The organism is Pseudonocardia ammonioxydans (assembly GCF_900115005.1).
Classification (GTDB): domain Bacteria; phylum Actinomycetota; class Actinomycetes; order Mycobacteriales; family Pseudonocardiaceae; genus Pseudonocardia; species Pseudonocardia ammonioxydans.
Genome location: NZ_FOUY01000015.1, coordinates 123,053 through 136,833, shown reverse-complemented (window position 1 = coordinate 136,833; position 13,781 = coordinate 123,053). Strand labels below are relative to the sequence as shown.

The window sequence follows — 13,781 nt, the reverse complement described above, 5'->3', positions numbered from 1 at the left end:
GGCCGGCGTCGGGGGCGGCCGGGACGTCCCGCCGGCCCGCCCCCGGCGCGCGGCGACCCCGGAGGGAGAGAGATGACAAGGTCTCCGATCATGAGCACGGATCGGAGCGAGGGGGGCCGGCCCGCCCGGGGTAGCGCCCGCAAAGCCGAGATCGTGGCCCTGGCCAGCCGGATGTTCCGGCAGCACGGGTACCACGGCGTCGGCATGCGGGCGCTGGCCGACGCGGCCGGGATGCAGGCCGCGTCGCTCTACCACCACTTCCGCAACAAGGAGGAGCTCCTCCTCGAAACGATCTACGTGGTCGACCGGGACATGATCGTCGAGCAGATGCCCCTGCTCGACGGCCCGGGCACGCACGGCGAGCGCCTGGCCCGCCTGGTCCGGGCGCACGTCACGCACCTGGGCGCCAACCGCGACGCGTGGTGGGTCGCCGGGCGCGAGCTGCGTGCCCTGTCCCCGGAACGGCTGGAGGCCGTGCAGGCCTTCCGCCGCGACTACCAGCGCCGGATCGCCCGGCACCTGGCCGAGGGGGTCGAGGCGGGCGAGTTCGACTGCCCCGACCCCCGGCTGTCGTCCCTGGCGATCCTGGACCTGATCAACGGACCCAACGAGTGGTTCGACCCGTCCGGCCGGTTGACGATCGCCGAGCTCGCCGACCGGTACGCGGACATGGTCGTCCGCCAGCTGACCCCCGTCCGCCCCGAGGGGCGCGACCCGAACCCGAGGTGATCGATGTGAGCACGCTCGAAGACCGCAACAAGCAGACCGTCACCGAGTTCATGGAGGTGTTCTCCGGCGGCGACGTCGACGCCATCCTCGACCGGATGACCGACGACGCGACCTGGTGGGTGGCCGGGAACATCCCGGGCATCTCCGGCACCAAGGACAAGGCCGGCTTCAAGGACATGGTCTCCGGCATCGCCGGGTCCACCACCTCCGGCGCGATCCGGCTGACCCCGCTGGCCTTCACCGCCGAGGGCGAGCGGGTGGCGGTGGAGACCGAGTCCTACACCGAGCTCAAGAACGGCCGCATCTACAACAACATCTACCACTTCCTGTTCACCGTGCGGGACGGGAAGATCGCGGGCGTCAAGGAGTACCTGGACACCGAGCACACGACCGCGGTGTTCGTCACCCCCTGACCATCCACAGACGACACTGCACAGACGACGGTGCCCCGCAGCGATCCGCTGCGGGGCACCGTCGTGTGTGGAGGGAAGGCTAGCCGGCGGCCGGGCGCCGCGACCGGGGAGCGCCGAACGAGGCGAGCAGCCCACCGTCGACGGCGACCGTCGAGCCGGTCATGTAGCTCGCACCGGCCACCGACCAGACCACGTCGGCGATCTCCTCCGGGCGCCCGGGGCGCCCGAGCGGGATCCCGTCGACGACGGTCTCCCGCGAGCTCTCCGAGATCCCGGCCGTCATCGTCGTGTCGACGAAGCCCGGGACCACCAGGTTCACCCGCACCCCGTACGGGGCCAGCTCCATCGCCAGGGTCTGGGTGAGCCCGGACAGGCCGGCCTTCGCCGAGCCGTAGGCCGCGTCGCCCGGGTACCCGCGCAGCCCGACGACCGCCCCGATGTTGACCACCGAGGACCCCGCGGAGAGCAGCGGGCGGGCGGCGCGCGCCACCCGGAACGCGCCGGTCAGGTTGGTGGTGAGGACCTCGTCCCACGCCTCGTCGCCGAGCCGGTCCAGGCGCCCGCCCCGGTGCACGCCGGCCGCCTGGACCAGCACGTCGACCGCTCCCGACGCCTGTTCGACGGCGGCGATCGCCCGCTGCACCGAGCCGGCGTCGGCGATGTCGGCCGGGACCGGGTGCACGCGCTCGCGCACGGCCGCCGGCCAGCTGTCCGGGTCGATCGAGCGGGCCAGCACGTGCACCGTGTCCCCCTCGTCGAGGGCCCGGTCGACGACGGCTCGCCCGATACCGCGCGAACCGCCGGTGACCACCCAGGTGCGCCCCACCTCAGGTCCCCGAGCCGGCCAGGAAGCCCAGCAGCTCGGTGCGGTAGGTCTCGCCGTCCTCCAGGAACGGCGCGTGGCCGCAGCCGCCGAACTCCACCAGCCGGGCGTTCGGGAACAGCGTGCGGGACGCGGCCACACCGTCGAAGGACACGAAGCCGTCCTCGCGGCCGCACAGCAGCAGGACCGGCCGGTCGATCGTCGGCAGGATCTCGCGCTGGTCGACGTGCGCGAGGTCGCGCAACGTGGCGTCGGCGCCCGGGCCGGACTCCAGGAACGCCAGCCAGATCGACTGCACCACGGGGTCGCCGACCTGCTTGACGCAGACCGCGTCGGCGACCGCGCGGAACGTGCCGGGCCGGTCGGCGGCCAGGCCCGCGAGCACGCCCTCGACGTCGTCCGGGGTACCGCCGTAGGGCCAGCCCTCGGCCGCGGTGTAGCGCGGTGTCGCGCCACCGGTGAGCACCAGCCCGCCCAGGTTCGCGCCGAGCCGCCGGGCGGCCTCGACGACGACCGCTCCGCCGAGCGACCACCCGTTGAGCACCGGCTCCCGCAGGCCCAGGTGCTCGACCAGGGCGACCACGTCGGAGGCGATCGCCGCGATCGAGGTGTCGGCGAAGTCCTTGTCCGACCGGCCGCACGCGCGGTGCTCGATCGTCGTGACCGAGTGCCCGGCCGCGAGCAGCGCGGTCAGTGTCGTGTCCCAGCACCGTGCGTTCGCGGCCCACCCGTGCACGAGCACGACCGGGCGTCCGGCGCCCGCATGGTGCTCGTAGTAGACCCGCTTGCCGTCCTCCACCTCGAGGAACGCCATGTCGATCACTCCTTACCGGTCGTACCGGCGTACTGCGTGCGCAGCCGCCGCTTGTCCGTTTTTCCCACACTCGTACGGGGCAGGGCGTCGACCGTCACGACGTCGGTGGGCAGCCACCACCGTGGCACCCGGCCGCCGAGCCGGGACAGCAGCTGCTCCCCGCCCGCCCGGCTCCCCTGCCGCAGGACGACCACCGCCAGCGGCCGTTCCTGCCAACGCTGGTGTGGCACCGCCACCACCGCCGCCTCGGCGACGTCGGGATCGGCCAGCAGCGCCTCCTCCAGCGCCATCGAACTGATCCACTCGCCACCGCTCTTGATCAGGTCCTTGGCCCGGTCCACGATCCGCAGCCGCCCGGCCGGGTCGATCGTGGCGACGTCACCGGTGCGCAGCCAGCCGTCGACGAACCGGTCGGGAGCCTCACCGAGGTAGTACGACGACGCCACCCACGGCCCGCGGATCAGCAGCTCTCCGGAGGCGACGCCGTCGCGGGGCAGCTCGGCGCCGTCGTCGTCGACGATGCGCCACTGCAGGCCCGGCAGCAGCCGGCCCTGGCCGCGGGTGCGCCGGTACCGCTCCTCCGCAGCGCCCGGCGAGTCGCCTGCCGCCGGGTCGGTGGCCGTCGGGTCGGTCTCCCGGGTGAACGTCGCCATCGGCGAGATCTCGGTCATCCCCCAGCCCTGGAAGACCGGCACTCCGCGTTCCTCCCAGCCGCGGATCAGCTCCAGCGACGGCGTCGATCCGCCCAGCACCAGCGCCCGCACCGAGGAGAAGTCGGTGCCGTGGGTACGGACGTGCTCGAGCAGGTCGGTGGCCACGGTCGGGACCATGCCGAGGTAGGTCACGCGCTCGCGCTCCACGATCCGCGCGATCTCCGGGACGGTCGGGTGCGGGCCGGGCAGGACCTGCTTGGCCCCGACCATCGTGGCCGCGAACGGCACACCCCAGGCGTTGGCGTGGAACAGCGGCACCACGTGCAGGACGGTGTCCCGCCCGGACACGGCGTGCCCGTCGACCATGCAGGCGGCGAAGGTGTGCAGGTAGAGGCCGCGGTGCGGGTACCCGACACCCTTCGGGCGCCCGGTCGTGCCGGAGGTGTAGCAGAGCACGGCGAGGTCGTGCTCGGAGCGCTCCGGCGGGGTCGTCAGCGGCGGCCCCTGCTCGACGAGCGCCTCGTAGGCCTCGCCGGAGTCGAGCACGCCCAGCTCCGGGTCGACCCCGTCGAGCAGGGGCATCAGGTCGGTGTCGGCGACGATCAGCCGGTCGTCGGCGTGCCCGGCGATGTAGGCGATCTCCTCCGCGGACAGCCGCAGGTTGAGCGTGTGCAGCACGGCTCCGGCCAGCGGCACCGCGGCGTAGAGCTCGAGGTGGCGGTGGTGGTTCCAGCACAGCGAGCCCACCCGGTCCCCCGGGCGTACCCCGAGGCGCTGCAGCGCACCGGCGAGGCGGGCGACCCGCTCGCAGTACCGGGCGTAGTCGTAGCGGAGCACCTCCTCGCCGCGGGCGTAGGCGACGATCTCCCGGTGCGGGTGGTGGCGGCGGGCGCGCTCGGCGAAGTCGGTGATCAGCAGTTCGGTCACGACCCCGCCCGCAGCCGTTCCCGCAGCGCGGGCACGAACTTGTCCGCCAGGTAGGCGATCCGCTCCGAGCCGCTCTCGACCGGTTCGCCGGGCAGCATCGCCCAGAAGTGCACGTCGCGGATCTGCGGGGTGCCGCGCAGCAGCTCGGTGAAGTGGTCGACCGCGGTCTCGGCGTCCATCAGCTGGTAGGCGCCGGCCTCGACGATCTGCGCGGGGTCGGTGAACCTCGGCGTCTGGTCCGGCGGGCCGAACGCGCCCCAGGAGATGTACTCGTTGAGCTGGTACAGGGCGTGCTCGCCGATCTGCGCCCAGACCTTCTCCGGGTCCTCGGCGACGATCGCCCACTGCCCGGCGTAGATGCGGGCGTCGGCGACCGGGCGCCCGAGCCGTTCCAGCGCGTCGAGGTAGCTGCGGTGGTGGGCGTTCTGGGTGGACAGGAAGCCGTCGCTGATCCGGGCGGCCCGCTCGATCGCGACATCGGCCATCGCCCCGACCAGCAGCTGCGGGGTCGACTCCGGGACCGGGGTGACCGGCAGCGCGGGCAGCCGGTAGCGCTTGCCCTCGAAGCCCTCGGCGGACCCCGACCAGGCGCGGCGGATCAGCTCCACGCCCTCCTCGAGCAGGCTGGGCCGCTGGGAGATCTTCCGGCCGAACGCCTCGAACTCGCGCGCCCAGTAGCCCTGCCCGACGCCGAGGTCGAAGCGGCCGCCGGAGAGCAGCGACAGGGTGGCGGCGTCCTCGGCGAGGCGGACCGGGTCGTGCAGCGGGGAGACGATGAGGTTGGTGCCGATCCGCATCCGGGACGTGCGCTGGGCGATCGCGGAGCCGAGCACGAACGGGGACGGGCTGTAGCCGTCACCGCAGAAGTGGTGCTCGGTCAGCCACACCGAGTCGAGCCCCTTCTGCTCGGCCCAGCCGATCTGGTCGAGCACCTCGCCGTAGAACGACGCGAACGACCGTTCCGGGTCGGGGTTGCGGAAGTCGTACCACAGCCCGATGGCCGGACCGTGCTGGGCGGACGTCTCGCTCTGGTCGGTCATGCGGGCACTCTGGCGGTCGTGGTGATCGCTGTCACCCGGACCCGGCGGGGGCCGTTGTGGACTCCTTCAACGCCGGCGGGACGCCCGCCGCGACGCACCGTGACGCGGCGCGGCACGCGCCGTAGCGTGCCCGGGGTGCGCGCAACGATCCAGCCGGACTGGCTGTCCCGCGACGTCGTCGACCTGGAGGCGCTGACCCGCTGGGGCAACCGTCAGGGGCTGCCCGGCACGGTCTCCGAGGTCACCCGGATCGGCGGCGGTACGCAGAACGTGGTCCTGCGCCTGCGCTGGGACGACCGCGACCTCGTGCTGCGCCGCCCGCCCGAGCACCCCCGTCCCGGCAGCGACCGCACGCTGCTGCGCGAGATCCGGGTGCTCTCCGCACTGGCCGGCACCGACGTGCCGCACCCCGCCTTCGTCGCCGGGTGCACCGACACCGACGTGCTCGGCGTGGTCTTCTACCTCATGGAGGCCGTCGACGGCGACAACCCGGGCGAGGGCCTCGGCGAGCTCTACCAGCGCGACGCGGGCGCCCGGCACCGCGCGGCCCTCGACACCGCCACCGCGATCGCCCGGCTGGCCGCCGTCGACCACACCGCGATCGGGCTCGAGGACCTCGGCCGTCCCGAGGGGTTCCTCGAGCGGCAGGTGCCCCGCTGGCTGGACCACCTCGCGTCCTACGACGCGGTGCCCGAGTACCGCGGGACCCGGCTGCCGCACGTCGACGAGCTCGCGGACTGGCTGCGCGCCCACCTTCCGGAGCAGTCCCGCCCGGGGCTGGTGCACGGCGACTACCACCTCAACAACGTCCTGCTCGACCCCGCGACGCCGCGGGTGGCGGCCGTTGTGGACTGGGAGATGTGCACGGTCGGCGACCCGCTGCTCGACCTGGGCTGGCTGCTGGTCACCTGGCCGGACGGGCACGGCGAGGAGACGATGACCGGCGGGCCGTTCGCCGAGCTGGGCGGGCTGCCGGAGCGCGACGAGCTGGTCGAGGCCTACGCCCGCGGCAGCGACCGCGACCTGTCCGCCGTCGAGTGGTACACCGTGCTCGCCGGGTTCAAGCTCGCCATCGTGATCGAGGGGACCTACGCGCGGTCGCTGGCCGGGCAGGCTCCACCGGAGGTCGGGCTGCGGCTGCACCGCTCCGCGGTGGCCCGGCTGGAGTACGCGGCGACGCTCGCCCGCTGACGGCCTCGTCCCGTCAGGGCCGCGGACCGCCGCCGTTGTCACCGCGGCCGCCGTTGTCGTTGTTGTCGCGGCCGCCATTGTCGTTGTTGTCGCCGTCGTCGTTGGCGTCGTCGTCGTTGGCGTCGTCGTCGTTGGCGTCGTCGTTGTGGTCGCTGTTCCCTCCGCCGCCGTCACCGGCGCCGCGCTCGGACCCGGGCTCCGGCGCGATGCGCACCCGCGCCACGCGGTGGCCATCCACCTCGCCGACGGTGAACCGGTACCCGGCGGCGGTGATCGCGTCCCCACGGGTCGGGGCCCGGCCGAGCTGGGCGAGCACGAACCCGCCCAGGGTGTCGTAGGGCCCGTCCGGCAGCCCGATCCCGGTCTGCTCCTGCAGCCCCGCGACCGAGACGAGCCCATCGGCGTCGTACCCGCCGCCGTGCAGGGGACGCGCGACCGGCCCGGCGAGGTCGTCGGCCTCGCCCCGGATGTCACCGACGATCTCCTCGACGAGGTCCTCGATGGTGACGATGCCGTCGTTGCCGCCGTACTCGTCGATGACCACCGCCAGGTGCCCGCCGCCCCGGCGCAGATGACCCAGCGCGTCCAGCACGTTCTTGGTGCCGGGCAGCACCGTGACCGGCCGGGCCAGCTCCGTGACCGACCTCGCGCCGTCGCCGTAGGCGGCGCCGAGCAGGTCGCGCACGTGCAGCACCCCGACGACGTCGTCGACGTCGTCGCCGAGGACCGGGTACCGCGAGTGCGGCCGGTCCAGGACCCGGACGGCTGCCTGCGGCGGGCTCAGCGCACCGTCCAGGAAGTCGACCTCCGTGCGGGGCACCATGACCTCCCGCAGGACCCGGTCGGTGGCGCCGAAGGCGTTCGAGAGCAGCCGGCGCTCCTCGACGCCCAGGCTGCTGCTGGTGCGCACCATGTCGCGGAGCTCCGCCTCGCTGACCCGGCCGCCACCGGTGGGTGCGCCGACGCCCAGCAGCCGGGCCACCGCGTCGGTCGAGCGCGACAGCACCCAGATCACCGGGCGGAACACGGTGGCGACCCGGTCCAGCACCCCGGCGGTCGCCAGCGCCGTGCGTTCCGGGTGCTGCAGGGCCACCCGCTTGGGCACGAGCTCGCTCACCACCAGCGACAGGTACGACACGACCAGGGTCACCCCGACCAGGGCGACGGTGGAGGCCAGCGCGACCGGCATCCCCCACCCGGCCAGTACCGGGTCCAGGCGCGCGGCGATCGTGGTGGCGCCGTAGCTGGAGGCGAAGAATCCGGCGACGGTCACCCCGACCTGGACCGAGGACAGGAACCGGTTGGAGTCCGCACGCAGCCGGGCCACCCGTCTGCCGCGCCGTCCGCGTTCGGCCAGGGCTCTGGCCTGTCCGTCGCGCAGGGTCACCAGCGCGATCTCGGCGGCGGCGAAGAATCCGCCGACGAGCAGGAACACCGCGATGAGGGCCACGTCGAGCAGCACATCGGGAACGTATCGGACTTCCGGCCCGTCGGCCGGGCACGGCCGGTGGGGAGGACCGCTCCGGCGGAGTCTCCGATCCCGTCCGGGGCGCTACCCTCGAGCGATGTCGCGGCCCGCCCGGCCAGCCGCCGCGCCGCCGCAGGACGTCCGGTTCTGCCGCAGCGTGGACGGCACGCGCCTGGCCTACGCCGTGCACGGAGCCGGCCCGCCGCTCCTGCTCGCCTCCTGCTGGCTCAGCCACCTCGAGTACGACTGGCGCAGCCCGGTGTGGCGGCACTTCCTGCTCGAGCTCGGCCGGGTCGCCACCGTCGTGCGGTACGACGAGCGCGGGTTCGGGATGTCCGACGGCGAGGTGCGCGACTTCGGCATCGAGCGCCGAGTCACCGACCTGGAGGCCGTCGCCGACGCCGCCGGGCTGGACCGGTTCGCGCTGATCGGCATGTCGCAGGGCGGCCCGGTGGCGCTGACCTACGCGAGCCGGCACCCGGACCGGCTCACCCGGCTCGTGCTCTACGGCACCTACGCCGCGACGGACCGCGGCCCCGAGGCGTTGGAGCTGGAGGAGACGTTCCAGCAGATGATCAAGGTGGGGTGGGCGCGCCCGGACAGCACGTTCCGGCGGGTGTTCACCAGCCTCATGATCCCGCAGGCGTCCGAGGAGCAGGCCCGCTGGCTCGACGCGCTGCTGAACCGCGCGACCTCCACCGAGAACGCGGTGCGCTCGCGCGCCACCCGGCTGGAGGCCGACGTCCGGGCGCTGCTGCCCGGCCTGACGACGCCCACCCTGGTGGTGCACGCCCGCGGCGACCGCATGATCGGGTTCGCACACGCGCGCGAGCTCGCGGCGGGCATCGCGGGCGCCCGCCTGGTGACGCTCGACAGCACCAACCACATCACGCTCGCGCACGAGCCGGCCTGGCCCGTGCTGCTCGATGCGCTGGTCACGTTCCTGGCCCCGGACCGGATCGCGCCCGGCACCGGCCCCGCGACGGTGCTGCCGGCACTCACCGACCGCGAGCTCGACGTGCTGCGCCTGGTCGCCGGCGGCCGGGGCAACGAGGAGGTCGCGCGGGCGCTCTCGCTCAGCGTCCGCACCGTCGAGCGGCATCTGACCAGCGTCTACACCAAGCTCGGCGTCACCGGCCGGGCCGCCCGCGCCGCCGCCGTGTCCCGGTTGCTCGCCCACCGCTGAGCGTTGCGTGCCGGCCGCCACCGCACCGTCTCCCGGTGGCTCGACGACGGCGGTCGGCACCGTGTCCACGGGCCTCCGGCGTTCCTACCGTTCTCCCGGTACGCACCCCGCCACCGGATTCGAGGACCACACCATGACCACCAGCGAGACCACCACCAGCGAGACCACGACCAGCCGGACCACCGCCGGCGAGACGCCCGGCAAGGCCGTGATCAACCTGTCCACCGGACTGGAGGACCCCGAGCGGGTCACCGTGGCGTTCCTGGTCGCGGTCGGCGCCGCCGAGCAGGGGCGCCCGACGATGATGTTCCTGGCGAAAGAGGCGACGCGGGTGGCGGTCTCCGGGATCGCCGTCGGCACCGCCTGCGAGGGATGCCCGCCGCTGCCCGAACTGCTGGACCGCTACGAGCGGGCCGGCGGGCGCTACCTCGTCTGCCCCGTCTGCGTCCAGGCCAAGAAACTCGACACCGGCAACCTGATCGCCGGCGCCGAGGTGGGCGGCACCGTGCCGCTGTGGAACTGGATCGGCCCCGGGAATGCGACCACCTTCAGCTACTGACGGCCGGGCCGGGCCGCGCACGCCTCGCTCAGCGAGGGCGCCCCGGGAGGACGGCCGGTGGTGCCCCGGCCAGCGCCGGCGACATCACCTCCCAGTGCTCGTCGCCGGCCACGGCCGGGCCGTCCGGGGGTGCGGCCGGTACGGGCACGGTCGGCACATCCGGGACGCGGACGTCCCGGAACTCCTCGGTTGCCACCGTGGGCTCGCGACGATCAACGACACGGCAATCACCGAGAACGCGACTCTCGAAACGGGCCAGCACCAGGGTGACGAGCATGACCGCCGGAGGCAGGCCCAGCGGAATCCACAGATCACTCAGCCCGGTGCCGATCGCGGACACAGTGGTCACCCCCTACCGTCACGGCCCAGGGGCCGGAGCAGTTGCCGCTGCGAGCGATTCCCCCGGATCCCGCACAACCCGCCCGTTCGCGCGGTCCGCCCGGTGGAACACTCCTGCACGGCCGCGATCGGAATCCGGCCGAGCATTCGATCCAGCCCTCGGTGCACCGAACGGACCTGCGCCGTACCCCGCACAATGGACCCGGCTGACCGGGGACGAGAGAGGACGGGACGACCGAAGGATGGGCAAGTAGAAATACTCCCCTGCCGGGCCGATCTCAAGGTCCTTCGGCCCTGAACCGCGTGCCGGACAATCGGCACGCGAATCGGATACGGATGCCGATCCGGCGATGTCGTCACATTGCAGGATGCGGAACGTCTGCGGACCTCGGCATACTGGTCGTCCGTACCCGAGTCGCGGACGGAATCGGAAAGGCCCCACGACCGGACGACGGATCACGACGACTTCCGCCGAATGCTCCCGCGATCGGCACGTGCGGATTCCGGTGTCCATCGTGGAGCCGTCGTCGTAGGCGCTCCGGGAGGTGGACGAGCCCGTCGTGGCCACGCCCAGAGGCGAGGGGTCCTCTGGGACTCCCTCGACGGGCGGGCCTTTCCCGGGCTGCGCACGAGCCCGAGTCACCACATCGGACCTCGAGCCGGCACACCGATCGAGCGGGAGGGCCCCATGCCCAGGTACGCGCTGTTCTTCTCCTACACCGCCGAGGCGTGGAACAGGATGATCCAGAACCCGGGGGACCGGGCGGCCGCCGCACGCGCGGTGGCCGAGTCGGCCGGCGGCACCCTGGAATCGATCTACTTCATGTTCGGTTGCCACGACGGGATGGCGATCTGCGACCTGCCGGACGGGGAAGCGGCCGCCGCGGCGTCGATCGCGGTGAACAGCTCCGGCGCGTTCCGCAGCGTCGAGACCCGGGAACTGATCACTCCGGAGCGGCTGGTCGCGATCCTGGGCCGGGCGGGCGAGGCGTCCGGGGTCTACCGGGCGCCCGGCACCTGAGCACCGCACCCGCCGGGCGCCACGGTCACCCGGCCCTCCACAGAATTGGGGAATTCGGAGGCGCCGGGGCGCGGATCCTGGGACGGTCGTCGTAACGCCGCCGTCGCTGGGGAGCGGACGGTCGGCGACCCCGGCCGGGGGCCATCTCGGGTGATGGCCCCCGGCCCATTTCATTCCCTGCCCCGTGGCATCCCTCCCGGTCCCGTGGCCGGCCCGGTCAGACCGGCCGGTGGTGCGCGGCCCACGCGCGCCGGACCAGTTCCTCCAGCACGGCGTGGTCGAGCGCGTCCCACCGGGACACGTAGAGACAGCCCTTGCCGCGCCGGACCGGCCCGAGCCGCTCGATCAGGTCGAGGTCGCCGTCGTCGTACGTCAGGCCGTACAGCGTGACGGCCGCCTTCCGCCCGGCCAGTCCGAGCGCGAACCACTCGTGCTCGACGCCGTCGGCCGTGGTGTAGGTCGTGCGCCCGAACCCGAGGATCGAGGTACCCCAGACGCGGGGCCGCGCCCCGGTCACCCGGGTCAGCAGTGCTGCCGCCGACCGCGTGTCGGTGGCCCGCCGACCCGGCGTCACCGCCGCCAGGACGTCCTCGGGGTCGGCGTCCGAGGGCACCGTGATCCGCTCCGCCACCGGCGCAGTGTAGGGCGCCGCCCGGCCCGGCGTCCCCGGCGGCTGTGATTTGCACCGCACCGTGGGGCGTCGCACCATGGACCGGTCTCCGTGCAGCCGATGCCCGGGACGACCTCTCAGACGCAGGGCATGGTGATCCGACATGGCCACGACGACCCCCACACCGATCAACATCCCCCGGCGGCCCTCCGCCGGGAAGGGGTCGAAGTTCCTGCACATGCTGCGGACGACCGACCCGAAGGACATCGCGGTGCTGTACATCGTCACCGCGTTCGCGTTCTTCCTGGCCGGGGGCGCGATGGCGCTGCTCATCCGGGCCGAGCTGGCCCGCCCGGAGCTGCAGTTCCTGTCCACCGAGCAGTACAACCAGCTGTTCACCATGCACGGCACGATCATGTTGCTGCTGTATGCGACCCCGATCCTGTTCGGGTTCGCGAACTACATCCTGCCGCTGCAGATCGGCGCCCCGGACGTCGCGTTCCCCCGCCTCAACGCGTTCTCCTACTGGCTGTTCCTGTTCGGCGGGCTCACCGTGCTCGGCGGGTTCCTGACCCCCGGCGGCGCCGCGGACTTCGGCTGGTTCGCCTACACGCCACTCTCGACCGCGCACTACTCGCCGGGCATCGGCGGCGACCTGTGGACCGCGGGCCTGATCGTGTCCGGGCTGGGCACGATCCTCGGTGCGGTCAACATGCTCACGACGATCATCTGCATGCGGGCACCCGGGATGACGATGTTCCGGATGCCGATCTTCACCTGGAACATCCTCTACACGGCGATCCTCATCCTGGTCGCGTTCCCTATCCTGACCGCGGCCCTGTTCGGTCTGATGGCCGCCCGGCACCTCGGAGCGCAGATCTACGACCCCGAACACGGCGGGGCGATCCTCTACCAGCACCTGTTCTGGTTCTTCGGCCATCCCGAGGTCTACATCGTGGCGCTGCCCTTCTGGGGAATCGTCACCGAGATCTTCCCGGTGTTCAGCCGTAAGCCGCTGTTCGGCTACAAGAGCCTGATCTTCGCCAGCCTCGTCGTCACGGTGCTCTCGATCACCGTGTGGGCGCACCACATGTACGCCACCGGCGCGGTGCTGCTCGCGTTCTTCTCGCTGATGACGTTCCTCATCGCGGTCCCGACCGGGATCAAGTTCGTGAACTGGATCGGCACCCTGTGGCGCGGCAAGATCACCTTCGAGACACCGATGGTCTTCGCGCTCGGCTTCCTGGCGACGTTCCTGTTCGGCGGTCTCACCGGTGTGCTGCTCGCGATGCCCCCGGTCGGGTTCCACGTCTCGGATACGTACTTCGTCGTCGCCCACTTCCACTACGTCCTGTTCGGCACGATCGTGTTCGCGACCTTCGCCGGGGTCTACTTCTGGTTCCCGAAGATGACCGGCCGGTTCCTCGACGAGAAGCTCGGCAAGGTCCACTTCTGGCTGACCTTCGTCGGCTTCCACACGACGTTCCTGGTGCAGCACTGGCTCGGCGACGAGGGCATGCCCCGCCGCTACGCCGACTACCTGCCCACCGACGGGTTCGACGCACTGAACATCGTCTCCTCGATCGGCGCGTTCGTGCTCGGCGCATCGATGCTGCCGTTCCTCTACAACGTGTTCCGCAGCTACAAGTTCGGGCGGGTGGTCACCGTCGACGACCCGTGGGGCTTCGGCAACTCGCTGGAGTGGGCCACCACCTGTCCCCCGCCGCGGCACAACTTCACCGAGCTGCCGCGGATCCGCTCCGAACGCCCGGCGTTCGAGCTGCACTACCCGCACCTGGTCGAGCGCGCCCGCGCCGAGTCGCACTCGGGGAGCTCCAAGCCGCAAGCCGCCGAGGTCGCCTCACAGCAGGTGGGCAAGGAGGCCCAGCCCGACGACGACCCCCGCTCGGTCTGACCCCGCCCCGGCCGCCCGGCCCGGCGGGGCACACTCACCCGCCCGGCCGCGGCGTCGCTCGCCTGCCCGACCGCGGTGTCACTCACCCACCCA

Annotated in this window: 14 protein-coding genes; 7 read left to right on the top strand and 7 right to left on the bottom strand. The window is 72.6% G+C overall.

Going from position 1 to position 13,781, the window contains the following annotated elements; all coding sequences use genetic code 11:
- Positions 1 to 90 precede the first annotated feature (90 nt).
- Together BM093_RS16340 and BM093_RS16335 are read left to right on the top strand one after the other, a co-directional pair.
- Positions 91 to 729 (top strand): TetR/AcrR family transcriptional regulator, encoded by a 639-nt coding sequence (locus BM093_RS16340; protein ID WP_177238516.1) that lies wholly within the window; start codon positions 91 to 93, stop codon positions 727 to 729.
- A 5-nt stretch (positions 730 to 734) separates the two neighbouring features.
- Complete coding sequence (locus tag BM093_RS16335) at positions 735 to 1,142, top strand: nuclear transport factor 2 family protein (protein ID WP_093344018.1); 408 nt, start codon at positions 735 to 737, stop codon at positions 1,140 to 1,142.
- Positions 1,143 to 1,221: 79 nt separating this feature from the next.
- On the opposite strand, the gene BM093_RS16330 is transcribed toward BM093_RS16335, so the two are convergent.
- Genes BM093_RS16330 through BM093_RS16315 form a run of 4 tightly spaced genes read right to left on the bottom strand, consistent with a single transcriptional unit; the run spans position 1,222 to position 5,399 of the window.
- Entirely contained in the window at positions 1,222 to 1,968 is a 747-nt protein-coding gene (locus BM093_RS16330) for an SDR family NAD(P)-dependent oxidoreductase (protein WP_245773564.1), read from the bottom strand.
- A gap of 1 nt (position 1,969) precedes the next feature.
- Positions 1,970 to 2,779 (bottom strand): alpha/beta fold hydrolase, encoded by an 810-nt coding sequence (locus BM093_RS16325; RefSeq protein WP_093344013.1) that lies wholly within the window; start codon positions 2,777 to 2,779, stop codon positions 1,970 to 1,972.
- A 5-nt stretch (positions 2,780 to 2,784) separates the two neighbouring features.
- Positions 2,785 to 4,359, bottom strand: coding sequence for a long-chain-fatty-acid--CoA ligase (locus BM093_RS16320; protein ID WP_093343935.1), 1,575 nt, complete (start codon positions 4,357 to 4,359; stop codon positions 2,785 to 2,787).
- Entirely contained in the window at positions 4,356 to 5,399 is a 1,044-nt protein-coding gene (locus BM093_RS16315) for an LLM class flavin-dependent oxidoreductase (protein WP_093343932.1), read from the bottom strand. Before BM093_RS16315 ends, BM093_RS16320 begins: the two co-directional genes overlap by 4 nt.
- A gap of 135 nt (positions 5,400 to 5,534) precedes the next feature.
- Between BM093_RS16315 and BM093_RS16310 the strand changes: the two genes are divergently transcribed.
- The gene (locus BM093_RS16310) at positions 5,535 to 6,590 is read left to right on the top strand and encodes a phosphotransferase family protein (protein WP_093344010.1); all 1,056 of its coding nucleotides are present in this window, start codon (positions 5,535 to 5,537) and stop codon (positions 6,588 to 6,590) included.
- 13 nt (positions 6,591 to 6,603) lie between these two features.
- Here the strand turns inward: BM093_RS16310 and BM093_RS16305 are convergent, their stop codons facing one another.
- Positions 6,604 to 8,052, bottom strand: coding sequence for a hemolysin family protein (locus tag BM093_RS16305; protein ID WP_177238515.1), 1,449 nt, complete (start codon positions 8,050 to 8,052; stop codon positions 6,604 to 6,606).
- Between the two features lie 103 nt (positions 8,053 to 8,155).
- Here BM093_RS16305 and BM093_RS16300 point away from each other — a divergent pair, with 103 nt between their 5' ends.
- Positions 8,156 to 9,244, top strand: a complete 1,089-nt coding sequence (locus BM093_RS16300; protein WP_093343930.1) for an alpha/beta fold hydrolase — start codon at positions 8,156 to 8,158, stop codon at positions 9,242 to 9,244.
- A 133-nt stretch (positions 9,245 to 9,377) separates the two neighbouring features.
- A complete protein-coding gene (locus tag BM093_RS16295; RefSeq protein ID WP_245773563.1) occupies positions 9,378 to 9,803 on the top strand; it encodes a DsrE family protein in 426 nt (141 codons plus the stop codon).
- A 28-nt stretch (positions 9,804 to 9,831) separates the two neighbouring features.
- On the opposite strand, the gene BM093_RS16290 is transcribed toward BM093_RS16295, so the two are convergent.
- The gene (locus BM093_RS16290) at positions 9,832 to 10,152 is read right to left on the bottom strand and encodes a hypothetical protein (RefSeq protein ID WP_143105406.1); all 321 of its coding nucleotides are present in this window, start codon (positions 10,150 to 10,152) and stop codon (positions 9,832 to 9,834) included.
- 678 nt (positions 10,153 to 10,830) lie between these two features.
- Between BM093_RS16290 and BM093_RS35990 the strand changes: the two genes are divergently transcribed.
- Positions 10,831 to 11,163 carry a GYD domain-containing protein gene (locus BM093_RS35990; protein WP_177238514.1) on the top strand — a complete coding sequence of 111 codons (333 nt, stop codon included), beginning with the start codon at positions 10,831 to 10,833 and terminating at the stop codon, positions 11,161 to 11,163.
- Positions 11,164 to 11,380: 217 nt separating this feature from the next.
- Here BM093_RS35990 and BM093_RS16280 read toward each other — a convergent pair whose 3' ends face one another.
- The gene (locus tag BM093_RS16280; RefSeq protein ID WP_093343923.1) at positions 11,381 to 11,794 is read right to left on the bottom strand and encodes a DUF1801 domain-containing protein; all 414 of its coding nucleotides are present in this window, start codon (positions 11,792 to 11,794) and stop codon (positions 11,381 to 11,383) included.
- 142 nt (positions 11,795 to 11,936) lie between these two features.
- Between BM093_RS16280 and ctaD the strand changes: the two genes are divergently transcribed.
- Complete coding sequence (gene ctaD / locus BM093_RS16275) at positions 11,937 to 13,688, top strand: aa3-type cytochrome oxidase subunit I (protein WP_093343920.1); 1,752 nt, start codon at positions 11,937 to 11,939, stop codon at positions 13,686 to 13,688.
- Positions 13,689 to 13,781: the final 93 nt, after the last annotated feature.

Bases quoted from the DNA above. Each gene is read 5' to 3' on its own strand.
- BM093_RS16340 (WP_177238516.1), top strand. From the start codon at position 91: ATGAGCACGGATCGGAGCGAGGGGGGCCGGCCCGCCCGGGGTAGCGCC.
- BM093_RS16315 (WP_093343932.1), bottom strand. From the start codon at position 5,399: ATGACCGACCAGAGCGAGACGTCCGCCCAGCACGGTCCGGCCATCGGG.
- BM093_RS16300 (WP_093343930.1), top strand. From the start codon at position 8,156: ATGTCGCGGCCCGCCCGGCCAGCCGCCGCGCCGCCGCAGGACGTCCGG.
- BM093_RS16295 (WP_245773563.1), top strand. From the start codon at position 9,378: ATGACCACCAGCGAGACCACCACCAGCGAGACCACGACCAGCCGGACC.
- BM093_RS16325 (WP_093344013.1), bottom strand. From the start codon at position 2,779: ATGGCGTTCCTCGAGGTGGAGGACGGCAAGCGGGTCTACTACGAGCAC.
- BM093_RS35990 (WP_177238514.1), top strand. From the start codon at position 10,831: ATGCCCAGGTACGCGCTGTTCTTCTCCTACACCGCCGAGGCGTGGAAC.
- ctaD (WP_093343920.1), top strand. From the start codon at position 11,937: ATGGCCACGACGACCCCCACACCGATCAACATCCCCCGGCGGCCCTCC.